14 protein-coding genes and 2 pseudogenes are annotated in these 25,684 nt (G+C 69.6%); 6 read left to right on the top strand and 10 right to left on the bottom strand.

Annotation, left to right across the window (positions count from 1 at the left end; all coding sequences use genetic code 11):
- Positions 1–33 precede the first annotated feature (33 nt).
- Both treS and ACIP4Y_RS28035 read right to left on the bottom strand, forming a co-directional pair.
- Positions 34–1,734, bottom strand: coding sequence for a maltose alpha-D-glucosyltransferase (gene treS / locus ACIP4Y_RS28040; protein WP_401398489.1), 1,701 nt, complete (start codon positions 1,732–1,734; stop codon positions 34–36).
- Positions 1,731–3,857 carry an alpha-1,4-glucan--maltose-1-phosphate maltosyltransferase gene (locus ACIP4Y_RS28035; protein WP_401398487.1) on the bottom strand — a complete coding sequence of 709 codons (2,127 nt, stop codon included), beginning with the start codon at positions 3,855–3,857 and terminating at the stop codon, positions 1,731–1,733. The genes treS and ACIP4Y_RS28035 overlap by 4 nt, the downstream gene beginning before the upstream one ends.
- A 339-nt stretch (positions 3,858–4,196) precedes the next feature.
- Here ACIP4Y_RS28035 and ACIP4Y_RS28030 point away from each other — a divergent pair, with 339 nt between their 5' ends.
- A complete protein-coding gene (locus ACIP4Y_RS28030; protein ID WP_401398485.1) occupies positions 4,197–6,815 on the top strand; it encodes a glycosyltransferase family 1 protein in 2,619 nt (872 codons plus the stop codon).
- A 104-nt stretch (positions 6,816–6,919) separates the two neighbouring features.
- Positions 6,920–7,576, top strand: coding sequence for a maleylpyruvate isomerase N-terminal domain-containing protein (locus tag ACIP4Y_RS28025; RefSeq protein ID WP_401398483.1), 657 nt, complete (start codon positions 6,920–6,922; stop codon positions 7,574–7,576).
- 65 nt (positions 7,577–7,641) lie between these two features.
- On the opposite strand, the pseudogene ACIP4Y_RS28020 reads toward ACIP4Y_RS28025, so the two are convergent.
- Positions 7,642–7,996: pseudogene (locus ACIP4Y_RS28020) on the bottom strand (transposase); the annotation flags it as partial.
- 112 nt (positions 7,997–8,108) lie between these two features.
- Between ACIP4Y_RS28020 and ACIP4Y_RS28015 the strand changes: the two are divergent.
- A pseudogene (locus tag ACIP4Y_RS28015) lies at positions 8,109–9,234 on the top strand (transposase).
- Between the two features lie 148 nt (positions 9,235–9,382).
- Positions 9,383–9,811 (top strand): DUF3592 domain-containing protein, encoded by a 429-nt coding sequence (locus ACIP4Y_RS28010; RefSeq protein WP_401398481.1) that lies wholly within the window; start codon positions 9,383–9,385, stop codon positions 9,809–9,811.
- Between the two features lie 338 nt (positions 9,812–10,149).
- Here the strand turns inward: ACIP4Y_RS28010 and ACIP4Y_RS28005 are convergent, their stop codons facing one another.
- From ACIP4Y_RS28005 to ACIP4Y_RS27975, 7 genes are all read right to left on the bottom strand, one after another.
- Positions 10,150–10,431 (bottom strand): hypothetical protein, encoded by a 282-nt coding sequence (locus tag ACIP4Y_RS28005; RefSeq protein WP_401398479.1) that lies wholly within the window; start codon positions 10,429–10,431, stop codon positions 10,150–10,152.
- Entirely contained in the window at positions 10,431–15,182 is a 4,752-nt protein-coding gene (locus ACIP4Y_RS28000; RefSeq protein ID WP_401398477.1) for a putative T7SS-secreted protein, read from the bottom strand. The genes ACIP4Y_RS28005 and ACIP4Y_RS28000 overlap by 1 nt, the downstream gene beginning before the upstream one ends.
- A gap of 14 nt (positions 15,183–15,196) precedes the next feature.
- Positions 15,197–15,802, bottom strand: coding sequence for a hypothetical protein (locus tag ACIP4Y_RS27995; protein WP_401398475.1), 606 nt, complete (start codon positions 15,800–15,802; stop codon positions 15,197–15,199).
- Positions 15,799–16,284: a hypothetical protein gene (locus ACIP4Y_RS27990; RefSeq protein ID WP_401398473.1), complete on the bottom strand. Its 486-nt coding sequence runs from the start codon at positions 16,282–16,284 to the stop codon at positions 15,799–15,801. The genes ACIP4Y_RS27995 and ACIP4Y_RS27990 overlap by 4 nt, the downstream gene beginning before the upstream one ends.
- Positions 16,285–16,343: 59 nt before the next feature.
- Complete coding sequence (locus ACIP4Y_RS27985) at positions 16,344–16,865, bottom strand: DUF1990 domain-containing protein (RefSeq protein WP_358646713.1); 522 nt, start codon at positions 16,863–16,865, stop codon at positions 16,344–16,346.
- A gap of 71 nt (positions 16,866–16,936) precedes the next feature.
- On the bottom strand, positions 16,937–18,577 hold the full coding sequence (locus tag ACIP4Y_RS27980) for a M4 family metallopeptidase (RefSeq protein WP_401398471.1): 1,641 nt from the start codon (positions 18,575–18,577) through the stop codon (positions 16,937–16,939).
- Positions 18,578–18,828: 251 nt separating this feature from the next.
- Positions 18,829–20,868 (bottom strand): M4 family metallopeptidase, encoded by a 2,040-nt coding sequence (locus tag ACIP4Y_RS27975; RefSeq protein WP_401398469.1) that lies wholly within the window; start codon positions 20,866–20,868, stop codon positions 18,829–18,831.
- 391 nt (positions 20,869–21,259) lie between these two features.
- On the opposite strand from ACIP4Y_RS27975, the gene ACIP4Y_RS27970 reads away from it, so the two are divergent.
- Together ACIP4Y_RS27970 and ACIP4Y_RS27965 are read left to right on the top strand one after the other, a co-directional pair.
- On the top strand, positions 21,260–25,180 hold the full coding sequence (locus ACIP4Y_RS27970) for a DNRLRE domain-containing protein (RefSeq protein WP_401398467.1): 3,921 nt from the start codon (positions 21,260–21,262) through the stop codon (positions 25,178–25,180).
- Positions 25,180–25,668, top strand: coding sequence for a hypothetical protein (locus ACIP4Y_RS27965; protein ID WP_401398465.1), 489 nt, complete (start codon positions 25,180–25,182; stop codon positions 25,666–25,668). The genes ACIP4Y_RS27970 and ACIP4Y_RS27965 overlap by 1 nt, the downstream gene beginning before the upstream one ends.
- Positions 25,669–25,684: the final 16 nt, after the last annotated feature.

Here is a 25,684-nt window from a genome sequence, read left to right as displayed (position 1 = left end):
GGTGGAAACGCCGCACCGCCCCACCGGCCCGCACTACACGGGTTCCGGGCGCAACCGGAACCAGTAGAAGCCGTGCCCCGCGAGGGTGAGCAGGTACGGCAGCTCGCCCACCGCCGGGAACCGGACCCCGCCGAACAGCTCGACGGGGTGCCGCCCGCCGAACCGGCTCAGGTCCAGCTCCGTGGGCTGCGCGAAGCGGGAGAAGTTGTGGACGCACAGCACGAGGTCGTCCTCGTACTCGCGCAGGAAGGCGAGCACCGCCGGGTTCGACGACGGCAGCTCGGTATAGGACCCCAGTCCGAAGGCAGGATTCTGCTTGCGGATCTCGATCATGCGGCGGGTCCAGTGCAGCAGCGACGAGGGCGAGGACATCGACGCCTCGACGTTGGTGACCTGGTAGCCGTAGACCGGGTCCATGATCGTGGGCAGGAAGAGGCGTCCCGGGTCGCAGGACGAGAAGCCGGCGTTGCGGTCGGGTGTCCACTGCATGGGGGTGCGGACGGCGTCGCGGTCGCCGAGCCAGATGTTGTCGCCCATGCCGATCTCGTCGCCGTAGTAGAGGATCGGCGAGCCGGGCAGGGACAGCAGCAGGGCCGTGAACAGCTCGATCTGGTTGCGGTCGTTGTCGAGCAGGGGTGCCAGGCGCCGCCGGATGCCGATGTTGGCGCGCATCCGCGGGTCCTTGGCGTACTCGGCCCACATGTAGTCGCGTTCCTCGTCGGTGACCATTTCGAGGGTCAGCTCGTCGTGGTTGCGCAGAAAGACGCCCCACTGGCAGCCGGACGGGATCGCGGGGGTCTTGGCGAGGATCTCGGAGACCGGGTAGCGGGATTCCCGCCGTACGGCCATGAAGATGCGCGGCATGACCGGGAAGTGGAACGCCATGTGGCACTCGTCGCCGCCGACCCCGAAGTCACCGAAGTAGTCGACGACGTCCTCGGGCCACTGGTTGGCCTCGGCGAGGAGCACCTTGTCGGGGTACTGGGCGTCGATCTCCTTGCGCACCCGCTTCAGGAACTCGTGGGTCGCCGGCAGGTTCTCGCAGTTGGTGCCCTCCTGCTGGTACAGGTACGGCACCGCGTCCAGCCGGAACCCGTCGATGCCGAGATCCAGCCAGAACTTCAGCGCGGAGATCATCTCCTCCTGCACGGCCGGGTTCTCGTAGTTCAGATCCGGCTGGTGCGAGAAGAAGCGGTGCCAGTAGTACTGCTTGCGTACCGGGTCGTACGTCCAGTTGGAGACCTCGGTGTCGACGAAGATGATGCGGGCACCCGGGTACTGCTTGTCGTCGTCGGCCCAGACGTAGTAGTCCCCGTACGGACCGTCCGGGTCGCGCCTCGACTCCTGGAACCACGGGTGCTGGTCGCTGGTGTGGTTCATGACGAAGTCGATGATCACGCGCATGCCGCGCTGGTGGGCGGCGTCCACGAACTCCACGAAGTCGGCGAGGTCACCGAACTCCGGGAGCACGGCGGTGTAGTCGGAGACGTCGTAACCGCCGTCCCTGAGCGGCGATTTGAAGAACGGCGGCAGCCACAGGCAGTCCACGCCGAGCCACTGCAGGTAGTCGAGCTTGGCGGTCAGGCCCTTCAGGTCGCCGACGCCGTCGCCGTTGCTGTCCTGGAAGGAGCGGACCAGGACCTCGTAGAAGACGGCGCGTTTGAACCAATCCGGGTCCCGGTCCTTGGCGGGAGTGTCCTCGAAGGTGTCCGGAACGGGCTCATTGACGATCATATGGTGGGTGACCCTCCGATCTGCGGGGTGGACGGTCGCAGGACGGTGAAGACGTGCGCGGGCCTGTGACCCGGTTCGAGGCGCACATAGTTGGCCCTGCCCCAGTAGTAGGTCTCGCCGGTGAGCTCGTCGCGCACCGGCACGGACTCGTGCCAGTCCAGGCCGAGTTGCGGCATGTCCAACGAGACCGTTGCCTCCTGGGTGTGGTGGGGGTCGAGATTGACGACCACCACGACCGTGTCCGAACCCGTGCTCTTGCTGTAGGCGATCACCGCGTCCTTGTCGGCGTGATGGAAGTGCAGGTCCCGTAGCTGCTGCAGGGCCGGGTGCCGCCGTCGGATGGTGTTGAGCCGGGTGACGAGCGGCGCGATGGACCGCCCCTCGCGCTCGGCGGCCGCCCAGTCGCGCGGCCTGAGCTGGTACTTCTCCGAGTCCAGGTACTCCTCGCCGCCTTCTCGCAGCGGGGAGTTCTCGCACAGCTCGTAACCGGAGTAGATGCCCCACGTGGGGGAGAGGGTGGCGGCGAGCACGGCACGCACCTCGAACGCGGGCCGCCCGCCGTGCTGGAGGTAGGCGGGCAGGATGTCGGGGGTGTTGGCGAAGAAGTTCGGCCGCATGTAGGCCGCCGCCTCACCCGACAGCTCCGTCAGGTACTCGGTCAGCTCCTGCTTGCTGTTGCGCCAGGTGAAGTACGTGTACGACTGCTGGAAACCGATCTGCGCCAGCGTGTGCATCATCGCCGGCCGCGTGAACGCCTCCGCCAGGAAGATCACATCCGGGTCGGTGCGGTTGATCTCCGTGATGACCCGCTCCCAGAACACCACCGGCTTGGTGTGCGGATTGTCGACCCGGAAGATCCGCACCCCGTGCGCCATCCAGTGCCGCAGGATCCGGACGGTCTCCGCGACCAGCCCGTCCATGTCGGCGTCGAACGCGACGGGGTAGATGTCCTGGTACTTCTTCGGCGGGTTCTCGGCGTAGGCGATGCTCCCGTCCGGGCGGTGCCGGAACCACTCGGGGTGCTTCTGGACCCAGGGGTGGTCCGGCGAGCACTGCAACGCGAAGTCCAGCGCGATCTCCAGACCCAGTTTCTCCGCCTCGGCGACGAAGAAGTCGAAGTCCTCGATCGTGCCGAGGTCGGGGTGGACGGCGTCGTGGCCGCCTTCCGGGGAGCCGATCGCCCAGGGCACGCCGACGTCGTCCGGGCCGGCGGTGAGGGTGTTGTTGGGGCCCTTGCGGAAGGTCGTGCCGATGGGATGGATCGGCGGCAGGTACACCACGTCGAAGCCCATGTCCGCGATCGGCTTCAGCCGGCGCGCGGCCGTACGGAACGTGCCGTGCGGCTGCTCGGCCGTGCCCTCCGACCGCGGGAAGAACTCGTACCAGGATCCGTACAGGGCCCTTTCGCGCTCCACCAGCAGCGGCATCGGATCCGACGCGGTGACCAGCTCCCGCAGCGGATGACGGGCCAGGACCGCCTCCACGTCCGGGGCCAGGGCCGCCGCGAGCCGCCAGGCGGCCGGGCGGTCCTCGTCCCGCAGGGCCGCCACCGCGTCCAGCACGGGCGCGCGGAGGTCCTCCGGGACTCCGGCGGCGGCTCGCTCGTACAACTGCGCGCCCTCCGCCAGCACCAGATCCGTGTCGATACCTGCCGGGATCTTGATCCGGGCGTGGTGCCGCCAGGTGCCGAGCGGGTCCGACCAGGCCTCCACCGTGTAGGTCCAGCGGCCGGGCTCGCCCGCGGTGACCGTGGCGCCCCAGCGGTCGGTGCCGGGGGCCAGCTCCCGCATCGGCGTCCAGGGGCCGGCCCGGCCCGCCGGGTCCCGCAGCACCACGTTCGCCGCGACGGCGTCGTGGCCCTCCCGGAACACGGTGGCCGACACCTCGAACGACTCCCCGGTCACCGCCTTCGCGGGCCGGCGCCCGTGCTGGACCACGGGACGTACGTCCAGGACGGGGATACGGCCCAGGGTGGTGGCCGCGTTGGGGGAGGACCGCTCCCCGTCCGCGGTCGGGCCGGCGGCGTCGGCCGGTGCCACGCCTTTCCTCCCCGTCGTCCTCTTTCCTGCTGCCTTGGTCCTGCTGCTTGTCGGGGGTGCTGACGAATGCTGCGTCGCGGGCATGACCGCTCCTGTCCGCTTCGACGTGGGTGTGGGCGGATGGCTGTGGGGAGGTGGGTCCTGCGGAAGTGCTGTGGTGCGCCTGTGGGGTGTGTACCGGAGGAGCCTTCCCCACCGGTTCGGGTGGGCAATCCGGCACTTTGTTAACTACTCACGCGTACGTCTACGCACAAGACCGGCCCCTTTTCTGCGGGTGCCCCCTGACCGGGCCTTGACGCCCCGACAGCTCCGACACCCGGCCGGTACGTCCCCACCGACCGCGCGGTAACCACTACCGTCGAAGACGACGACGAGACGCACAGCGCCGTGCGTCTCACCCCGCGACGCGTCCCGAGGTGGAAAGTGAAGGCGATCCGTCGGTTCACCGTCCGTCCCGTACTCCCCGACCCCCTCCGGCCGCTGAGCGACCTGGCGCGCAATCTGCGCTGGTCCTGGCATGCGGAAACGCGCGATCTGTTCCAGTCCGTCTGTCCGGAGGGCTGGGCCGGCAGCGGCGGGGACCCGGTCCGGCTGCTGGGCAGTGTGCGGCCGGCGCGGCTGGCCGAACTGGCCGGGGACCGGCGGTTCCTGCGCCGGCTCACCGCGGTCGCCGACGACCTCGACGACTATCTGACCGGCGACCGCTGGTACCAGGAACAGGCCGACGGCCTGCCCGGCGCCGTCGCCTACTTCTCGCCCGAGTTCGGCATCACGGCCGCGCTCCCGCAGTACTCCGGCGGCCTCGGCATCCTCGCCGGCGACCATCTGAAGGCGGCCAGCGACCTCGGGGTGCCGCTGATCGGGGTCGGGCTGCTGTACCGGCACGGGTACTTCCGGCAGACCCTCTCCCGGGACGGCTGGCAGCAGGAGCACTACCCGGTGCTCGACCCCAACGAACTGCCGCTCACCCAGCTGAAGGAGGCCGACGGCACCCCGGCGCAGGTCTCCCTCGCGCTGCCCGGCGGCAAGGCGCTGCGCGCCCGGATCTGGCTGGCGCAGGTGGGCCGGGTGCCGCTGCTGCTGCTCGACTCGGACGTGGAGGAGAACGAGCTCGGCGAACGCGGGGTGACCGACCGGCTCTACGGCGGCGGCAGCGAGCACCGGCTGCTGCAGGAGATGCTGCTCGGCATAGGAGGTGTGCGGGCCGTACGGACGTACTGCCGGCTCACCGGGCACCCCGAGCCGGAGGTGTTCCACACCAACGAGGGGCACGCGGGCTTCCTCGGTCTGGAGCGGATCGCCGAACTGTGCGTCGGCGGGCTGGACTTCGACTCGGCGCTGGAGGCGGTGCGGGGCGGGACCGTGTTCACCACGCACACCCCCGTGCCGGCCGGCATCGACCGCTTCGACCGGGAACTGGTCGGCCGGCACTTCGGCCCCGACGCCGAACTCCCCGGGATCGACGTGCAGCGGATCCTGGCGCTGGGCATGGAGACCTACCCGGGCGGCGAGCCGAACCTGTTCAACATGGCCGTGATGGGGCTGCGGCTGGCCCAGCGGGCCAACGGGGTGTCGCTGCTGCACGGGCAGGTCAGCCGGAGCATGTTCGCGGGACTGTGGCCGGGATTCGATCCCGAGGAGGTACCGATCACCTCCGTGACCAACGGGGTGCACGCGCCGACCTGGGTGGCGCCGGAGGTGCTGCGGCTCGGGGCCCGGCAGGTCGGCGCCCAGCGGACCGAGGACGCGCTGAGCGTCGGCGGCTCCGAGCGCTGGGACTCGGTCGCGGACATCCCGGACCAGGAGATCTGGGAGCTGCGCCGGACCCTGCGCGAACAGCTGGTGCTGGAGGTGCGGGAGCGGCTGCGGGTGTCGTGGCGGCAACGCGGCGCCGGGAACGCGGAGTTGGGCTGGATCGACGGGGTGCTGGACCCGGACGTCCTGACCATCGGCTTCGCGCGCCGGGTGCCGTCGTACAAGCGCCTGACGCTGATGCTGCGCGACCGGGACCGCCTGATGGAGCTGCTGCTGCACCCCGAGCACCCGGTCCAGCTCGTGGTCGCGGGCAAGGCGCACCCGGCGGACGACGGCGGCAAGCGCCTGGTGCAGGAGCTGGTCCGCTTCGCCGACGACCCGCGGGTCCGGCACCGTATCGTCTTCCTTCCCGACTACGGCATGGCGATGGCGCAGAAGCTCTACCCCGGCTGCGACGTCTGGCTGAACAACCCGCTGCGGCCGCTGGAGGCCTGTGGCACCTCGGGCATGAAGGCGGCCCTGAACGGCTGCCTGAACCTCTCCGTGCTGGACGGCTGGTGGGACGAGTGGTTCCAGCCGGACTTCGGCTGGGCCATCCCGACCGCGGACGGCGCGGGCACGGACCCCGACCGCCGCGACGACATCGAGGCGGCGGCCCTGTACGACCTGCTCGAGCAGCGGGTCGCACCGCGCTTCTACGAACGCGGACGCGCCGGCCTGCCCGACCGCTGGATCGAGATGGTCCGCCAGACGCTCTCCCTGCTCGGCCCGAAGGTGCTGGCCGGCCGCATGGTCCGCGAGTACGTCGACCGGCTCTACGTCCCCGCCGCGCAGGCGCACCGCGCACTGACCCCGGACACGGCCAGCGAGCTGGCCGCGTGGAAGGCCCGGGTGCGGGCGGCCTGGTCCGGGGTGAGCGTGGACCACGTGGAGACGACGGCGACGAGTGCCACGGCGGAGCTGGGCACGTCGGTCGGCCTGCGCGTCCGGGTGGCCCTCGGCTCGCTGACCCCCGAGGACGTGGAGGTCCAGGCGGTGTCCGGCCGGGTGGACGCGGAGGACCGCATCACCGACGCCACGGTGGTCCCCCTGAAACCGACCGGCACCCCCGACCTGGAAGGCCGCCTCCTCTACGAGGGCCCCCTCTCCCTCGACCGCACCGGCCCCTACGGCTACACGGTCCGCATCCTCCCCACCCACCGGCTCCTGGCCTCGGCAGCCGAACTGGGCCTCCTGGCCGTGCCGTCGGAGGAGGTGGGGGAGGCAGCGGGCATGGTGCTGCGGTGACTGGGCGGCGGGGCCGGCTAGTGCTGTGACCGCGAACCTTCGCCGGGTTGTTGGTCGCTGAACAAAAGAGGGGTGGCTCGCTCCGGTCGCGGTATGGTCCTGCCATGTCCCGATCAGCCGATATTGCCCTTCCCCAGCCTCCCGTCACCGCGGACGACCTCGACCTTGCCGTGCAACTCGCTGTGGCAGTCCTTCGCGAGGCGCCCCCAGCCGCGTGGGAAGGCAAGGCCGGTTCGCTGGAATGGGACTGCTGGGAAACCGTCGAGCACCTCAGCGACGACCTCTTTGCCTACGCTGCTCAACTGGGGCCCAAGACGCCGCCCTTGGATGGCGAGGTGCCCTTCGTATGGGAGAGCCGACGGCCCGGCGGCCCAGCGAACGCCATTCACGCGAACCGCAAGGCCGGGCCCGCTGGCCTGCTGCAGGTCCTGGAAGCGAGTGGCGCGCTGCTGGTCGCCATGGTGCGCACGACGCCTCCGCAGACCCGCGCTCACCACGTCTTCGGCGTCTCGGACCCTGAGGGCTTCGCCGCGATGGGGATCGTGGAGACCCTGGTGCACACGCACGACCTGGCACAAGGGCTCGGTCTCGCATGGAGCCCGCCTGCCGATCTGTGCTCTCGGGTGCTCGCTCGGCTGTTTCCGGACGCACCGTCGTCCGCGGATCCCTGGCCCACCCTCTTGTGGGCCACTGGACGCGCCGAACTACCCGGACACCCTCGCCTCACCACATGGCGCTGGGACGGCACACCCCGGGCATAGGCTCAGGCGTCTCCGCCGCAAAGGAGAGGTTCGGTCAGGGTTGGCTGGTCAGGTCGCTGCTGAGATTTGCGCAGTGACCAGCGGGTGAAAGGCTGGCCGAGCTTGATGGGTCGGGTCGTGGCCGTCTGGATGACGAAATCCTCGTCGTCAGGCTTGAGCAGGCGGGGACGGCCTCCCGTCCACCGAGGGTGGTCCAGGCAGGCCAGGCCGATCTCGTTGAACCGGTGATCACATCCCGGACCGTGTCCTCGTCTGCCTGCACCAGCTGGGCGATCACCGGCACCCGGTTACCGCCGGCCGAGCCAACAGCATCATCGCGCGCCGATAACGCACCGAACTCGTACTGCCCCGGCGCACGATCTGCTGCAGCCGCTGCCCCTCCTGGTCGGTCGGTCTGTGCGTACGAACAGGCTCAGCCACCGCGCCTCCAGCGGTCGGATCGGACGTCACCGCACATCCAACCGCCAGGACGACCAACCTGAGGGCCCTGTTGGCTGCAAGGAAAAGAGCACTTTCCAGGTGAGAGAGCCCTATCTCGTCGTACCCACGTGTCCGTGTCCAGGGAGACGGTCGGCAGGTGATCTCGCAGGCCGGTGCGGTCCTGCTGCTGGAGACGGTCCGCAAGACGGGCCTTGACCAGGCTATATCTGCAGCTCTGGCTCCGTGGCGGAAGCCGCGGGCCGTCCGATCCCGGCAAGATCCTCTTGGACGTCGCCCTGGCGGTCGCACTGGGCGGGGACTGCCTCGCGGACGTCACCATGCTGCGGTGTGAGCCGGCCGTCTTCGGCCCGGTCGCCTCCGACCCGACCGTCTCCCGCCTGATCGACGGACCGGGCGGAACCGGAGAGCCCGTCGCTACCCTCCTCAGACCGGGAAACGCGGGCTCCAATACCGCCGCCGACCACATCACCACCGCCCAACTCCCCCTGGTACAACTACCCAAGCGCTACCGACGAGGACGGCAGACGCTGATCCGCACGGACTCCGCCGGCGGCACCCACGGCTTCGTGTCCTGGCTCGCGAAGCGGGGCCGATGGCTGTCCTACTCGGTCGGCATGACGGTCACCGATGCGATCCACGAACACGTGCTGAAGATCCCCGCCTCGGCCTGGACCCCGGCCGTCGAGACCGACGGTGAGGCCCGGGACGGGGCCTGGGTCGCCGAGCTCACCGGCAAGCTCCTGGACGGCTGGCCCAAGGGCATGCTGCTCATCATCCGTAAGGAACGGCCGCATCTCGGCGCCCAGTTGAGGATCACGGACGCGGACGGCATGCGGATCACGTGCTTCGCGACCAACACCACCGTCCGGCCGATCGCCGAGCTCGAGCTCCGTCACCGGCTCCGGGCACGGGCCGAGGACCGGATCCGGGCCGCCCGGGCCACCGGCCTGCGCAACCTGCCCCTGCACTACACCGCCCAGAACCGGGTCAGGATGGAGATCGTCCAGATTGCGCTCGAGCTGCTGGCCTGGATGCCCATGCTCGCCCTGACTGGCCGGGCGAGGCTCTGGGAACCGCGTCGCTTGCGGTCTCCGCAGCCGGCCAGCTCGTCACCACCGGTCGGCGCAGGATTCTCCGCCTCGCCCGGCACTGGGCCCTGGACCGACGAGATCACCGCTGCCCTTGAACGGCTCGCGCTCCTGCCCGACCCTGGCTGACCAGCAACCCACCGTCCCTGCGACAGCATCACCCGCCCCGGGCAGTGGAACCCGGCGCCCACCCGACGAGACAGCCGGGCCACCGGCCTGCCCGGCATCAGCTCCGGAAAGCAAGAGGGTCCACCGCGATCGAGGCTAAGGTTCTTGTGTGGGCGACTTCGTGGTGTGGACGCTGCTCGGGGTGGTGTTCGCCGGCGCGAGCGTGGCGATGGGGCGCGAAGCTTGGCGAGTTCATGGAGTTCGTCGGCGCGGCATCCGGACTACAGGCATTGTCGTCGGCATCTGGGAATCGACGGATGGGGACGGGGACGCCCAGTTGTACCCCCAGGTCCGGTACGCGCTCCCTGGCGGCCGGGAGGTCGTCGGCGAGGGCGGAGCACACGCGATGCGCAGCCCACTGTCAGAGGGCGACAGGGTGGAGCTTCTGTATCGGCCGGAGGATCCGGAACGGATCATCCTGGTCGCCCACGACAGACACATGAACATCTGGGTTTACGGCGCGCTCTCCCTGGTCCTGGGAGCCCTGGCACTGCTCTGGGCGCTGTCGGCGATCACTTCCTTGCTGGGATCCGCCTGAATCAGGCCGTGCGTTCCTTTGTTCCCGCACGATCCGGCACGCGTCTGGCACGGGCAACACCGCCCGGGCCGCGGGGCCGCTGTTGCAGTGACCGCCGCTAAGACGGCCCAGGGCAAGAGTAAAGCCCCCTGCCAGCGGAGAAACCGCAGGCAGGGGGCTTACTCGTGGGCGATTACTTCTTCTTGCCCTGGGTCTTGCTGTGGATCTTGGTGAGCTGGGTTTGCTGGTCAGGGGCGGTGGGCTCGTGCGCCTGGTGGACGTCGTTGGTCGTCATGGGCCACTGTTGACGGCCCAGCTTCGCCACACCCGACCGACTGCTGGCACGAGAAAGCTCGAGGCTAGCGTGCGTTGAACGGGTCGATTTCGTACGATTCTTGGACACTGAGCAGCCGGCATTCGCCAGTCACGCGGTGCACGGAAATCTGGCACGGCCCATAGAGGAAGTGCTTGTCGTCCCTCGTGAGGACATACTTCGCGGACTGGAAGGCAAAATAGAAGAACTCTCCCTTCTGGGCCTTGCAATCCTCGTCCGGGAACAGGGCGACCTCGTTGTCCCAGTCGGCGGACATCTGCCGGATGTATTCCGCTGCGATCCGTTCTGCCTGTTCCATGGTGTGCATCAGTTGGTCCTCATCAACTTGAATGTTTTGAAATACGTGGGATCGACGAACCCTGTCTGGGCGTCGATGAAAAGTACCCGATTCTGATCGTTCACGATATTGAACACGTGCCCCGGCATTCCCTCGCCAGGTCTCGCCGCGATGATACCGCGGGCGCCGTGTCCAGCATTCCTGACATGATCAACCATGCCCCAGAAATCGGTGTCCTTGAAGCTGGATCCGTACACGTTCTCCAGGCGCTCCAGGGACTGGAATCCTCCCATGTCACCGGGTACGGGTTTGATGCCGTTGCCGCGCATGTATTGTTCGAACGCATCGGCCACGTACGTGCAATTCTTGTTGCCCCCTTCCGGATTGAAGTGTTTCGGCAGGTCCGGATAATGGGGTGTCTCGTACGGTTTGGGCGGGAAGGGCGACTTCTGTGGGGCAAGTCCGAGGGGGTCGCAGGAGACGGAAGGACGGTCCACGTAGCTGACCGGGTTGGCCGCCGGAGCCAGGCCGAGGGGGTCCTGGCTGACATAGTGGCCGATTTCGGGGTCGTAGTACCTGAGGTAGTTGTAGTGGAGGCCCGTCTCGGGGTCGAAGTACTGTCCCGGGAAACGCAGCGGAGTGTAAGCGCGGCTCCGCACCGACCAGGACAGCTTGCCCCAGTTGGTGGCCTGGGCGCGCCAGGCGATGTCGCCGGACTCGTCGATCAGCTCGCACGGAGTACCCGAGAGATCGGACACGATCGCGAAGAAGCGGGCGTCTATCTCTTCCTGCGAGGCCGCGGCCATGGTCCGGCGCTCGCTCTGCGCAACCGCTTCGACCCCGTTGAGATGCCACGTCAGGGTCACCGAGTCGCCCGAGTCCGCCCAACTGGTCGTCTGCTCGCAGAGCGAGGTGCCGTCCCAGGCGAAGTCCACCTGCTCCAGTACGTCGACACCGTTCTCGGCGATGCGCTGTTTGCCGATGCGCCTGCCCAGAGGGTCGTACAGGTACCGCCACACCGTGCCGTCCGGAGTGACGACCCGGGTGAGCCGGTCCTCCGCGTCCCAGCTGTACCGCCACGTGTCCGGCTTGCGGGAGAGCCGGGTCCTCTGGCGCAGCACCACACGGCCGGCGGCGTCGTGCTCGTAGCGGATCCGGCCGGCGCGGACGAGGTCGGCGCCCTGGTAGGCGCGTTCGCCGCACCCGTCGTCTCCGTACTGCCGCCCGGGCCAGTCGGCGGCGGTCTGGTTGCCGAGCCGGTCGTACGCGTAGGACTCCGCCCACCCGTCCCCGGTGACCCGGGTGGTCCTGCCTGCCGGATCGAGTTCGTAGTGTCGGACGCCGTTCAGCTGGTCGTCGACCTTGGTCAGGCTGCCGTCCGCGCGGTACGCGTAGGTCCGCGCCTGGATCCGGCGGCGAGAGTGGTCCACTGCCTGGGAGACCAGCCGGTTCATCGCGTCGAACGACCGGGAGACGGTCAGGGACTCGCCGATCCGACGGCTGACTTCGCGGCCCGTCCGGTCGTATTCCAGCGCGATGACCCGACCGTCGGCCGTGAGCCGGCAGGGCTTTCCGTCGGCGTCGTAGTCCCAGGTGCTGACGGCGCCCGACGGAGTCGTGCGCGCGGCCAGGTTGCCGAACTCGTCGTAGCGGTAGGCCACCTCCCGGCCGTTGATCCGCTCGGAGACCAGGCGTCCGTGCCGGTCACGGAGGAGGGTGAGTTCCGCGTGGCCGTTGCCGGCGTGGGCGATCTCGTCGGTGAAGTCGTAGGTGTACGTCATCACCTCCCCGTCGACGCTCTTGCGGACGATCTGTCCCAGTTCGTTGTGCTCGAAGGAGACGACCTGGCCGAGGGCGTTCGTGCGGGAGACCAACGCACCGGCCGCGTCGTACGCGTACCGGATGGCCCGCCCGCCGAAGTCGGTCTCCGTGCTCAGCCGTCCCACGGCGTCGTACTCGTAACTCCACGTCCGACCCTGTGGGTTGGTCACCCGGGTCAGGCGGAGTTCGTCGTCGTACACGAACTCGTAACGGGAACCGTCGGGTTCGACGCGTGCGGTGAGCAGATCGAATGGGCCGTACTCGAACCGGGTCACTCCGCCGACCGTGTTCGTGTGGGTGAGGCAGTTCCCCTCACCGTCGTACGTCCACGATTCCTCGGTCCCGTCCGGATTCCGGCGACGCGTGACATGGCCCTCGACGGACCATTCCATCTCACCGGTCGCACCGAAGGGGTCCGTGATGGCGGTCACGCGGCCGAAGGCGTCCCGCCGGTACCGCATGACGTTGCCCGCGTGGTCACGCACCTCGGCGGGCAGACCGGCCGCGTCGCAGCGGATGGTGGTGACCCGGCCGTACTGGTCGCGCATCGCGGACACATGGCCGCGCTCGTCGTACGTGAAGAACGTTCGACCGCCGGCTGAGTCGGCCACCGACGTCAGGTTCCCGCGGGCGTCGAACTCCTGGCGGAGCGAGCTTCCGTCCGGGCGCACGATACGCGTGAGCAGCCCGCGGGCGTCGTAGGAGAGCGTCGTGCGACGGCCGTCCGGACGGACGATCTCCGTTACGTTCCCCATGTCGTCGTACCGGCGGGAGGTCGTACGGCCGACGGCGTCGGTCTCGGACAGCAGGCGATGGAAGCGGTCGCGGGTGGAGCTCCGGGTGTGGCCCGCCGGATCCACCATCGCGACGATCTGGTGCAGGTCGTTGACGAAGTACCGGCGCACGGCGCCCTCGCCGTTGACCGCTTCCGTGGTGTGCAGCCCCGTCTCCGGGTCTCTTGCGCCGTAGGACAGCCGCAGGCTCATGTGCCCTTCCGCGCCGCCCTGCGCGATGCACCGGTCCCTGTCGTCGTACGCGTACGTGTACGCGTGACCGTTGGTGTCCGTCCAGGAGGTGACGCGTCCCCGCTCGTCGTAGGTGAAGCGGAGAGGCAGCCCGGAGGAGTTCCGGACCTCGGTGACGTTCTCTTGCGTGTACCCGTACCGGATCAGCTGGAGATCGGATCCGTCCTCGCTTCCGCCGGCCAGGTAGAGGCCGGTGATCCGCCCGTCGGCACTCTCGATCCGCAGGCGGTAGCCACCGCTGTGGACGACGGCCGAGGGCACTCCCGCCCCGTCGTATTCGAAGGTGATCCAGTTGCCGTTGCGGTCGTCGATCTGTTCGAGGACCGCGAGGCCGGGTCCCTGGTCGGCGAAGTGCCGGGTGTGGTGGGTCCGCGGGTCGGTGATCGTGTAGCCGCCGTCGACCCGGTCCAGGGGGAGGCGGGGGCCGTGGCTGGGCAGGGTGGGCAGGCCGGGGGCGGGGTGGGGGTAGGACAGGAGGAGGCCGTCCTCCGTGACGTAGACGATTCCCTCCGCGTCGATCTCCAGGCGCTGGTCCAGGGTGGATGACCAGGACGGGCCGAACCAGCGGCCCAGGTGGTAGCCCGACTCGACGCGACGGGCGAGGACCAGGGGGAGTGCGCCGGGGAGGGTGACATCGGTCTGCGGCAGGTACATCCTGCCGGTGGCGAGGTCGATCGGGTCGGTGCCGCCGCTGTAGACCGCATCCGACTCCCGTGAGGGCCCGTGCGGGTCCTCGTTCACCCGGTTCCGGGCCGTCTTTGCGGCCGCGCCCTCGGCTCCCGCCCGCGCCTCTCCGCGTGCCGCGGCTTCCGCCGCCTGCCGGGTCAGACCAGCCTTCGCCGCATCCCGCGCCAGCCCCGCCTCCAGTCCGGCGCCGTCGCCGAGGAGGAACTGGGGCAGCATGCGGCCGCCGAACTCGGACGGGTCCTTGCGGAACTCGTCCCACATGGTCTTCGCGGTGCGTTCGGGGTGTGCGGCGGTGGAGACCAGGCCGGAGAGCGTCATGCTGACGTTCTGCATGTACGCGGCCGGGTGGGTGAGGTTGTAGGGGTCCATCGGGTCCAGGCCGCGGACGAAGGTGACCAGGCCGGCCGTGCCCTTGACGACGCCTCCGGCGAAGTGGGTGAGTTCGATGCCGGTGGACAGCGCGCCGTCCTTCAGGTCGCCCTTGAGGCGGTCCAGGGGCGGGGGCTCGGCGGGGGCGTGGGCGAGCGCCGCCTTCACCTTGCCCTGCGCCTCGGTGGCGGCGGTGTTGCGCTGCTTGCGAGCCTCGGCGAGCTTGTGCTGGGCGGCCTGGACGGTGGCCTTGCCCGGGTCGTGGAACTTCCCCGGATCGGGGCCGGGGTCCTCGCCCGCCTTCGCCTTCGCGCTGTACGTCTCGACCTTGTCCTTGTAGGCGTCGAACGCGGTCTTGGATGCCTTCTCGCCCTTCTTGTAGAGCTCTACGGCTTCCTTCGCCTGGCCTTGCGCCCACTTGACCGTGTCGGCGTACGACTCCAGCGCCTCCGCCGCGTTCTTGCAGGCCTCGGCCGCCTGCGCCCACTTGGCGGGGTGCACGCCGAACTTCTCGCGGAAGGCGTCGCCGCCCTCGCCCTTCCAGCCGGAGGAGTCGACCTTCTTCAGCCCCTGGCTGACCTTGTCGAACGCGCCGTGGAAGTCCCGCAGGTGCCCCGCGCTCTCACGGATCTTCGCCGGGTCGCCGTGGACGAGCTCGTCGGCGTCCTCTGTCTGGCCGAGCTGCTGCTCGCCGGGTGTTGCGCCGAGGTCGGAGGCGACCCCGTCACCCCAGTCCTCCACCACGTCGGCCCACTTGTGCAGGCCGACATCGTCCAGTTTGTCGCCGACCTTGTCCGTGGCCCAGTCGACGCCCTCGCCGAGCTTCTTCTTGCCCTTGTCGTAGAGGTCCTCGGCACCGCCCAGGAGCGCATTGGTCACATCCCCGATGCCCATCAGCGCTCAACCCCCCGCCGCTGACCGTCTCCGTCCCCGTCCCCGAGCGCCTCGCGCAGATCACCCACGCCCATGCCCGGCACCGGCCCGATGGTGTGCGAGGTCATCACGTCGTCCGCGGCCGTCTTCCAGCCCTGCTTGCTGTTGGCCCACGCCTGGTCGAAGGACTCCTTGCTGTAGTCGACGTCGCCGCCGTACGCACCGGACTTGGCGATGTCGCCGTAGCCCATCTTCTCCACGTCCTCCTCGGAGGCGTACGGGTTGCCGATGGCCGCGTTCTCGACGACCTTGACGGTGCCCTCGACGTACTTGTCGGTCTCGTAGTACGTCCCCGCCGCCAGCCCCGTCTTCTCCGCGAACCCGTTGCCCTCGGCGATCAGCGACCGCACGCCCCACTCCCAGCGCTCGCAGAACGACGTGAACTCACCCGTCAGACCCTCATGCCCCAGCTCCACACCCGACAGCGCGATCTCGGCGAAGCCACGGCCGGCCCCGGACGTGCCGAAACCACCCAGCTCCTTCAACTCACCCAGCGCATCGGTCAACCCCTTGGCGATCAACGCCAGCCCGTCCGTCGCCAGGTCCTTGCCGCCGCCCCCAGTCACTCCTCGTCCCCCGTCCCGCCGTCCACATTCACCGCCACCGCATCCGGCACGATCCCGCGTACCGGAGGGAAGACCGCCCCGTCCTCCCCGTCAGCGCAGTCCAGCGCCACCCCGCACGGCACCCCGACAGCCGGCACCACCGCGTCGAGCAGCCGCGCCCCCAGCCACCGCTGATACGCCCACTCCCGCGCACCCTCGCCCCGCGCCAGGGCGAAACGCGCCAGGGACTGTTCGTTCGAGAACGCGTAGATCCAGCGGACACCGCCGAAATCACCCGACAGGGGCACGTCGTCCCCGTCCACCGGCACCAGTACCGCCGTACGCCGGAACTCTCCCAGCAGGACGGCGAACTCCCGGCGTCTGTGGTCGGGATCGCCCGTGGTCTCCGGCTGATGCTCCGGCATCGCGACGTCCGCGTAGTCGTACAACCGTGACCTCGGCGTTTGCGCCGCCGGTCCGGTGTGGGCCCCGTGTTCCTCCATGGCGGGATGATCACATCGATACATCCCGGCTTACAAAGTGGGGGGTGGGGCTTCTCGGGTCATGACTCGGACAGGCCCGCGCACAGTCGCTTCAGTACCGTCCCGCACCTGCGGGCGTACGCGTGTTGCAGGCCGCGGGTGGCCGGGCCGCCCGCGCGGGCGTACCACGCGGCGGCCTTGCTGAAGGCCGCCACGGTGAGCCAGACCGTGCCGTCGCCGGTGCGGTCGATGAGGAAGGCTTCCTCGCCGCATTCGGGGTGGCCTTGGAGGGTGCCGTAGGCCCAGCCGGCGCGGCGGGGTTCCTCGGTCGTCCATATGATGCGGCAGGGGGCCTTTATGACGCCGGCCAGGGTGACGGTGACGTCGACGCCGGGGGCAGCGCGGTCGGCGGTGGCGTCGATGCCGACGCCCAGTGCGCGGTGCATCTCCCAGGTCAGGACCGCTTCGGCGGCTCGCCGGAAGACCTCGTGGCCCTCGCCGAGGCGGGTGCGGACGAGCATGGGGTGGAAGCCGGGCGGGCAGGACGTGAGATCGTCGCGGGTCGCGCCGACCGGCTCGTAGGTGAAGGGCGCCGAAGACATGGGTCACAAGGGTAGGGCGGCACCCGGAAGGCCTTCCTCCCGGGTGCCGCCCTGTGCCGAGTCGCTGGCGACTAGGCGACGTTGACCGCGGACCAGGCCGCGGCGACCGCCTTGTACTCGGTGCTGGTCGAGCCGTACAGCGCCGACGCCGCGTTCAGGGTCGCCGTGCGGGCGGCCTTGTAGTTGGTCGTCGAGGTCATGTACGTGGTCAGCGCCTTGTACCAGATCTGCAGCGCCTTGGCGCGGCCGATGCCGGTGACCGTGGAGCCGTTGGAGGTCGGCGAGTTGTAGGTCACGCCGTTGATCGTCTTCGAACCGCTGCCCTCCGAGAGGAGGTAGAAGAAGTGGTTCGCGACGCCGGACGAGTAGTGCACGTCCTTGTTGCCCACGGAGGAGGACCAGTAGTCCGCCGAGCCGCCGTCCTTGCTGGGCTTGTCCATGTAGCGCAGCGGGGTGCCGTCGCCGTTGATGTCGATCTTCTCGCCGATGAGGTAGTCACCGGGGTCGCTGGCGTTGTTCGCGAAGAACTCCACGCCGGTGCCGAAGATGTCGGAGGTGGCCTCGTTCAGGCCGCCGGACTCACCGGAGTAGTTGAGGCCGGCGGTGTTCGCGGTGACGCCGTGGCTCATCTCGTGGCCGGCCACGTCCAGCGAGGTCAGCGGGTCGACGTTGCCGGAGCCGTCGCCGTAGGTCATGCAGAAGCAGCTGTCGTCCCAGAACGCGTTGACGTAGGCGTTGCCGTAGTGCACGCGGGAGTAGGCGCCGACACCGTTGTTCTTGATGCCGCTGCGGCCGAAGGTGCTCTTGTAGAAGTCCCAGGTCTCCGCCGCGCCGTAGGCGGCGTCGGCCGCCGCGGTCTGGTCGGAGGAGGAGCTGGAGGCGGTACCGGTGCCGAAGACGTTGGTCGAGCTGGCCACCAGGGTGCCCGTGCCGGACGTCTTGCGGGCCAGGTTGTAGGTCTTGTGGTTGCCCCGCGCGCTGTCGGTGAGCTGGTACGTCGAGCCCGACTGCACGGAGTTGAGGGTGACCGTGCCGGAGTACAGCGTCTTGCCGGTCGCGGTCTCGATGCCCTGGTACTCGTAGAGCTTCTTGCCCGTGGCCGCGTCGGTGATGACGTGCAGCTGGTTGGGGGTGCCGTCGTCCTGGAGGCCGCCGACGACCGTCTCGTAGGCGAGGACGGGCTTGCCGGAGCCGGCCCAGATCACCTTGCGGGCGCCGTCCGCGGTGGTCTTGGCGGAGCCCAGCGTCTTGGCGGCGGACACCGCCTGCTTCTCGGCCTTCGCCGCGGTGATCTGCGGCTTGAGCGAGGAGACCTTGATGGCCGACTTGGCCGCCTTGGTGACGCCCTCGGTCTTGCCGGACTTGGCGGTGTGCACGATCAGGTCGCCGCCGAGCACGGGCAGGCCCGCGTAGGTGCGCTCGTAGCGGGTGTGGAGCGTGCCGTCGACGTCCTTGACGACGTCCTTGACGACGAGCTTCTCCTTGGCGCCGAGGCCTATCCGGTGCGCGGTGTCGGTCGCGCCGGCCTGGGCCTGCTGGATCAGGGTGGTACGGGCCGCCGCGGACAGCTGGGTCGGGGCCGCAGCGAGGGGCTTGGCCGTCGGCTGGGCGGTGGCGCTGGTGGTCACACCAGTGGCGAGCAGGGCTCCGGCGGCGACAGCGGTGGCGATGGCCAGAGTGGTGCGCTTGTGACGCGCGTAGAGGGGGCTCACAGAAGCTCCTTCTCGTGGGGGAGTCCGGGCAGCGTGGGGTTACTGGCCGGAGTGTGTGGCGTGGTGAAGTTGCTGTGCTGTGCGGCGGGTGGAGAGAGAGTGACATCAAGGGCGCGTACATGTCAGGACCCTGAAGTGATGTTGGCTGAAAGTCGACCTTCGGGTGAACGTTTCAGCAGTGTGAACGGGCGCTGTCCGAGGGTGCTCCACCCTCGGACAGCGCCGTGTTTCCGGGCCCTAGGGCCTGCGGTTTACGGGAAGGTCAGCTTCCAGCCGTTGATCGTCCCGGTGTCGTAGGTGGCCTGATCCTGTACCCGCAACTTCCAGGTGCCGTTGGCCGATTCCGCCGAGGCGTTGACCGTGTAGGTCTCGTTCACGTTGTCCGCCGAGTCCGAGGAGCTGAAGTTCTTCAGCCGGTAGGCGGTGCCCGAGGGGCCGACGAGGTCGATCACCAGGTCACCCCGCCAGGTGTGGGTGATGTCGACGGACACCTGGAGGTTGCTCGGCGCGTTCCCGGTCCGGCCGGAGACGGTGATGCTGGAGGTGACGGCCGGCCCGTTGTCCGGGACGGACACCGGCGTGGTGCTCTCGTACGAGGTGCCGCCGCCCCCGCCGCCACCGGAGCGCGACCCGACGGCCACGCCCGCCCAGGCGTCCTGCACCGCCTTGTACTCGGCGCTGGAGGTGCCGTACAGCTCGCCGGCCGCCGCCAGGGTGCCGGTCCGGGCGCCCGCGTAGTTGGTGGTGGACGTCCACTTGGTGGTCAGCGCCCGGTACCAGATCTGCAGCGCCTTGTCCCGGCCGATGCCGGTGACCGGAAGTCCGTCCGCCGTCGGCGAGTTGTAGCTGACGCCGTTGACGACCTTGGCGCCGCTGCCCTCGCTCAGCAGGTAGAAGAAGTGGTTCGCGGGGCCGGACGAGTAGTGCACGTCGACGCCGCCGATGCCCGAGTACCAGTTGTCCTTGGACGCGCCGTCCTTGCTGGGCTTGTCCATGTAGCGCAGCGGGGTGCCGTTGCCGTTGATGTCGATCTTCTCGCCGACCAGGTAGTCGCCGGGGTCGGTGGTGTTGTTCGCGTAGAACTCCACGCCGGCGGCCATGATGTCGCTGGTCGCCTCGTTCAGACCGCCGGACTCGCCGCTGTAGTTGAGGTTCGCGGTGGCGGAGGTGACGCCGTGGCTCATCTCGTGGCCGGCCACGTCGATCGAGGTCAGCGGCTTGGCGTTGCCGGAGCCGTCGCCGTAGGTCATGCAGAAGCAGCTGTCGTCCCAGAACGCGTTCACGTACGAGTTGCCGTAGTGCACGCGGGAGTAGGCGCCGACGCCGTTGTTCTTGATGCCGCTGCGGCCGAACGTGCTCTTGTAGTAGTCCCAGGTGAGCGCGGCGCCGTAGTGGGCGTCCGCGCCCGCGGTGGCGGCGTTGGAGTTGCTCCCGTTGCCCCAGGTGTCGGAGGACTGCGAGAACAGGGTGCCGGTGCCGGAGGTGCCGTGGTTCAGGTTGTACGTCTTGTGGCCGCCGCGCGCCCCGTCGGTGAGCGTGTACGTCGAACCGGACTGGGTCGTCGTCAGCGAGACCTGCCCGCTGTACTGGGTGTTGCCGATGCCGGTCCGGACGCCCTGGTACTCGAACAGCTTCTTGCCGGTGGCCGCGTCCGTGATGACGTGCAGCTGGTTCGGGGTGCCGTCGTCCTGGAGCCCGCCGACGACCGTCTCGTACGCCAGCACGGGCTTGCCGGTCGCCGCCCAGATCACCTTGCGGACGCTGTCCGCGGCCGGCTTGGCCGCGCCCAGCGCCTTCGCCCGCTGCACGGCCTGCCGCTTGGCCGCGGCCTCCGACACGGCCGGGGTGAGACCGGTGACCTTCAGCGTGGCGTTGGTGGCCCGGACCACGTCCATCGTCTTGCCGGACTTCGCGGTGGTCACGACCAGATCGCCGCCGAGCACCGGCAGACCCGCGTACGTCCGCTCGTACCGGGTGTGCAGCGTGCCGTCGCCGTCCTTGACGACGTCCTTGACCACCAGCTTCTCCTGGGCGCCCAGCCCGAGCGCGCGGGCCGCTGCGGCCCTGCCGGTGTCGGCGCGGCGGACCAGCTCGGCGCGCTGCGAGGGCGTGAGCTTGACGGCGGCGTGGGCCGGGTTGACCTTCCCGGCCTGCGGCTTCGCCGGTGCCGCGCTGGCCGCGCCGGACTGGACGGCGGCGGCGATCAGGGCGGCGACGCCGGCGAGGGCGACGGTGGCGGTTCTGCGGTGCGAGGTGTGGGAGGTGCGTCCGCGAGAGGAATTGCTTCTCAACACTGACTCCTTCTGCGTGACCGCGGGTCGCGCGGCCAGGGGAGACCGGACGGTGGGTTGGGACGTCCGGGCAGAACTGGGCGGTGCGAAAGCCACGTGCAGGTGCGGAGCCGGCTCACCCAGGCGCGCAGTAACTGTGGGGTTGCTGTGAGTCGGCCAGGGAAGAGTGGCAGGAGATCTCGCCATCTGTCAGGACCGCGTCACAAACTTGGCCAAAAACGGTTCGTTGACCGGATGTTCCTGTTCGGTATGCGGACGCTTCGCGGGTGTGGCAGGAGGGTCGAGTGGGGGTGCCGAGCGTCCTGGGTCCTTTTCAGCCATGGACATGGCTAGATCCCTGTGTGAAGATCCTTTGAATTTTGCCACGAGTTTGTAAAGCAAGGATCTCTACATGAGAAGACGCCACAGACCCGGGAGCAACCGCTTCCTGGTCTATGCCGCGTACGCCATGGCCGGTGTCGTGACCGCCGGTCTCGCCCTGCCCGCACACCACGACACCACCGGGACCGTCACCCCGGTGGCGCTGGCGGCGGCCGCATCCGACGACGACGACGATGCGGCGACGGGCGAAGCCCGCCGCCGCGCCGCGGCGTTGGGGGAACGCGTCGAGGTCACGGCCCTGCGCACCGAGAGCTCCACGACGTACGTCAACCCCGACGGGTCCGTGACCGTGGAAGCGGCCACCGGACCGGTCCGCGTCAAGGACGACGACGGCGCATGGCACGACCTGGACACCACCCTCGTCCGCCGCGACGGCGGCATCGAGCCCCGCCGGGCCGCGGCCGACATCCGCATCTCCGACGGCGGTGAGGGACCGCTCGCCGAGGTCGACGAGGGGGACAAGACCCTCGGCATCAGCTGGGACGGGACCCTCCCCGAACCGGAGATCCAGGGCAACACCGCCGTCTACAGCGACGTACGGCCGGGCCAGGACCTCGTGGTCACCGCGCTGCCGGAGGGCTTCTCGCACCAGCTCGTGCTGAAGGAGCGCCCGAAGGACGACGTGGAGCTGCGTATCCCCGTGTCCGCCGAGGGCCTGAAGCTCCGTGAGACCTCCGACGAGCGCCTGCTGTGGGAGAGCGACAGCGGCAAGAACGTCGCCACCGCTCCCGTCCCCGTCATGTGGGGAGCCGGGGAGGGCCAGGCGTCGGGCGAACCGGCGAAGGTCACCGACGTGGGCGTCTCCGTCGAGGGCGGCGCCGACGGACAGACCCTGGTGCTCAAGCCGGACACGTCGTTCCTGACGGACCCCGCCGTGAAGTACCCGGTCACCGTGGACCCGACCAACACCCTGCTCGGGCCGCTCACGGACACCTGGATCCAGGACGACGACTATCCGACGTCCCAGCGCGGTTCGACCGAGCTGAAGGCGGGCACGTACAACGGGACCGAACGCGCCCGTTCCTACCTCAAGTTCGACGCGGCCCGGTTCGTCGGCAAGCACATCGTCGACGCCGACCTGCGCATGTACTCGCACTGGTCGTCCACCTGCTCGACGAACAACTCCGGCATCCAGGTCCGGCGCGTCACGAGCGACTGGGACCCCTCCGCCATCACGTGGGCAAGCCAGCCCGGCACGAGCACCGCCTCGGCTCCCGTCTCGACGGCGGCGAAGGGCTACAGCTCCGCCTGCCCCGCCGGACAGGTGTCGTGGGACATCGACGGCATCGCCCAGGCGTGGGCGGACGGCCAGCCCAACTACGGTGTGCGCCTCGCGGCCGTGGACGAGACCGACCCCCTCACCTGGCGCCGCTACCGCTCCGCCAACTACGTCGACGGATCGCACGACGCGGCCACCGAGCCGTCTCTGATCGTCACTTACAACTCCGCCCCCACGGTCCCGGCCTCCCTCGGTGTCGGCCCGCTCAAGACGGACACCACGCTGACGACCGCCGGGTCCCTCACACCCACCCTCCAGGCCAAGGTGGGCGACGCCGACGCCGACTCCGACCTGGTGACGGAGTTCCAGGTCCAGCCGGACCCCGCGTTCGCCGACACCACGTACACCTGGACGGGCAAGACCGCCCAGTTCGCGCCGGGCACCGTGGCCACCACGCAGATCCCCACCGCGTCGGCGATGCCCGACGGCAGCCATCTGCGGATGCACGCCCGCACCAGCGACGGGATCGACACCTCCGCCTGGTCCGACTGGAAGACCTTCCGCGTCGACGCGACCGCCGTGCAGCCCGCCGACCTGCCCACGCAGCTCCAGGCCGGCGCGACGGACACCGCCTCGCCGCTCGTCACGGGCGTCGTCACCTCGCCCAACGGGGGCATGGTCGAGGCCCAGTTCCGCCTCGGCAACGCCACCGGCACCCAGACCCTGGGCGCCCAGCTCGTCCCCAGCGGAGAGCGGGCCGGCTTCCAGATCCCCGCCGACCGGCTCACCTCCGGCGGCCCGTTCGACTGGTCGATGAGGGCCTGCTACGTGGGCAAGTGCTCCGCGTGGACCGAGCGGACCCCGATCGCCGCCGGGACCGGCGCGGAACCGGACCAGGTGACCGCCGCCTCCTCGGTGAGCCTGCCGCTCACCAAGGCCACCGTCTGCACCGACTCCGACGCCTGCGTCGGGGAGACCGGTACCGCCCTGAAGGCCGGCAGCGTCTCGGGCAAGAACTGGCGCGCCTACCTCAAGGCCGACGTGTCGAAGATCCCCGCCGGCGCCCGCGTGACCAAGGCCGTGCTCACCCTCCAGTCGGCCGCGACGACGCCCGACCTGGACGTGCACGCCCTCAACGCGGCCTGGGACACCACCGGGGCGGGAAGCCAGCTGGACGCCGTCACGGCCCCGGAGGCCAACCTGACGGCCGGCGCGCCCTGGACGATCGACGTCACCGGCCTGGTCACGGGCTGGACCGACGGGGCGAACGCCAACCACGGCCTGGTGCTGCGCAGGGCCGAGGACGCCGCGAGCACGGCCGGCATCAGCTTCACCTCGGCCACGCTCACGGCCGAGTACGAGGCGGCCACCCCGCCCTCGCCGCCCGTGGCGGTCCGCGCCCGGGCGGCCGACTCCGGCGCCCTGGTCACCTGGGGGGCCAGCGAGGACAGCGGTTACAACGACACCGTCCTCACCTACGAGGTGACCGCCCTCGACTCCTCCGGCGCCGAGGTCGCCAAGCACACCACCCAGGGCACCGACTCCGTGTTCACCGGCCTCACCAACGGGGCCTCGTACACCTTCCGGGTCAGCGCCTCCAGCCCGTACGGCACGAGTGACGCGGTCACCAGCGCCGAGGCCAAGCCGCTCGGCGCCCCGCTCGACGGCGCCACCTACACCCAGGCGGTCCGCGAATACCTGGACGCCTCCGCCTCCCTGACGACCGGAGCGAAGGGCAGCGCCGCGGCGGCGGTGGACGGACGTCCGCACGCCGGCATGTACACCTCGCTGCTCAAGGCGGAGGAGTCCTGGCTGATCGACAGCCGCGACGCCCTCAAGGCGAGCGGGCTGACGTACACGTCGATCACCACCGACCTCTCCGACACGCTGCTGCTGCCCTCCGCCGACGGGACGGTGACCGTCCGCGCGACGGTGGGCCAGCAGAAGACCCTGGCCGACGCGCCCTCGGACCCGGAGACCACCGAGGCCACGATCCTCTACACGTTCTCCGCCGGGGACACGCCCGTGCTCCGCAACAGGATGAACGCCGAGCAGTACGAGGAGCAGCTGGCCAAGGACGACCGGGCCCTCGGAGCCGTCACCTACGGCACCGTGGAGAACGACAGCGGCACCACGCAGGCCACCCGGACGGCCAGCGCCGCACCGAGCCCGTACTCGGCCTACGCGGCGCAGATCACGCCCTACGCCAGCCTCAACGCCAGCGGCACCGCGAAGTGGGCGAGGGACAACGTGAACTCCCGGTCCGAGTTCAGCCAGGACTGCACCAACTTCGTCTCCAAGGCCCTGTACCACGGGGGCGGTATGCGCATGAAGGGAGTGAACAAGGACAAGAAGAGCGCGGACTACTGGTGGCGGGTCGGGCACCTGGCCCCGCACGGTGTGCACTACTACACGTACTCCTACACCTGGACCGTCGCCGACAAGATGCACACCTTCCTGCTGCGTCACAGCGACGGCGCGATCAACACCGAGACCAAGCAGCAGTACGCCAAGGTCGGTGACATCGTGCTGTTCAACTGGGGCGGCCGGGGCGGCTGGGACCACGCGGGCGTCGTCACGAAGATGTCGGGCGGCAAGGCGTACGTGACCGCGCACAACAACAACCGTCTCAACCAGCGCCTCGACGTGTACATCAACAGCCAGCGGGGCACCTGGGCGGACATCTTCCACGTCATTCCGGGGTGGTACTGATGGCCGGCCCGGCCGGGAAGCGCCTCTGTGCGGGGGCGGCGGCGCTGGCCGTCGTCCTGGCGGCGGCCGTCGGCACCTGGTGGCTGCTGAGGGACCCCGCTCCCTACGCCCTGCGGAAAACACCGGCGGTGAAGGTCACCGTCCACGCCGTGAAGTCCGACTACCCGGAGGCCGGGGAACTCGCCGGTGACGTCGATCCGCTGCTCAAGGTGTACGTACAGCGCCTCAAGGCCGGGGACGCCACCGACCTGGCCCGCCTCGGCGCCCCCTGGTACACCGGCCGGGACCGCGCCGCGCGGGAGCTGATCAGCCGGTACGGCGCACACGCCGGCGAACCGGTCGACGCGCTGGTGCGGGACCCCGTGGTGCCGTACCTGGCCACCGTCGAACTGCGCTTCGGCGACGGGCAGCGACAGGAGGTGCGGCTCACCCGCGACGACGACGTGTGGTGGCTGCAGCTCGGGGACGGTGACCCCGTGGCTCCCTAGCCACCTCGCACCCGTA

Source organism: Streptomyces sp. NPDC088810 (assembly GCF_044750305.1).
Taxonomy (GTDB): Bacteria; Actinomycetota; Actinomycetes; order Streptomycetales; family Streptomycetaceae; genus Streptomyces.
This window is presented reverse-complemented; position numbering and strand designations above follow the sequence as displayed.

Bases quoted from the DNA above. Each gene is read 5' to 3' on its own strand.
- ACIP4Y_RS27970 (WP_401398467.1), top strand. From the start codon at position 21,260: ATGAGAAGACGCCACAGACCCGGGAGCAACCGCTTCCTGGTCTATGCC.
- treS (WP_401398489.1), bottom strand. From the start codon at position 1,734: ATGATCGTCAATGAGCCCGTTCCGGACACCTTCGAGGACACTCCCGCC.
- ACIP4Y_RS27985 (WP_358646713.1), bottom strand. From the start codon at position 16,865: ATGTCTTCGGCGCCCTTCACCTACGAGCCGGTCGGCGCGACCCGCGAC.
- ACIP4Y_RS28035 (WP_401398487.1), bottom strand. From the start codon at position 3,857: ATGCCCGCGACGCAGCATTCGTCAGCACCCCCGACAAGCAGCAGGACC.
- ACIP4Y_RS28005 (WP_401398479.1), bottom strand. From the start codon at position 10,431: ATGCACACCATGGAACAGGCAGAACGGATCGCAGCGGAATACATCCGG.
- ACIP4Y_RS27965 (WP_401398465.1), top strand. From the start codon at position 25,180: ATGGCCGGCCCGGCCGGGAAGCGCCTCTGTGCGGGGGCGGCGGCGCTG.
- ACIP4Y_RS28025 (WP_401398483.1), top strand. From the start codon at position 6,920: ATGTCCCGATCAGCCGATATTGCCCTTCCCCAGCCTCCCGTCACCGCG.
- ACIP4Y_RS27990 (WP_401398473.1), bottom strand. From the start codon at position 16,284: ATGGAGGAACACGGGGCCCACACCGGACCGGCGGCGCAAACGCCGAGG.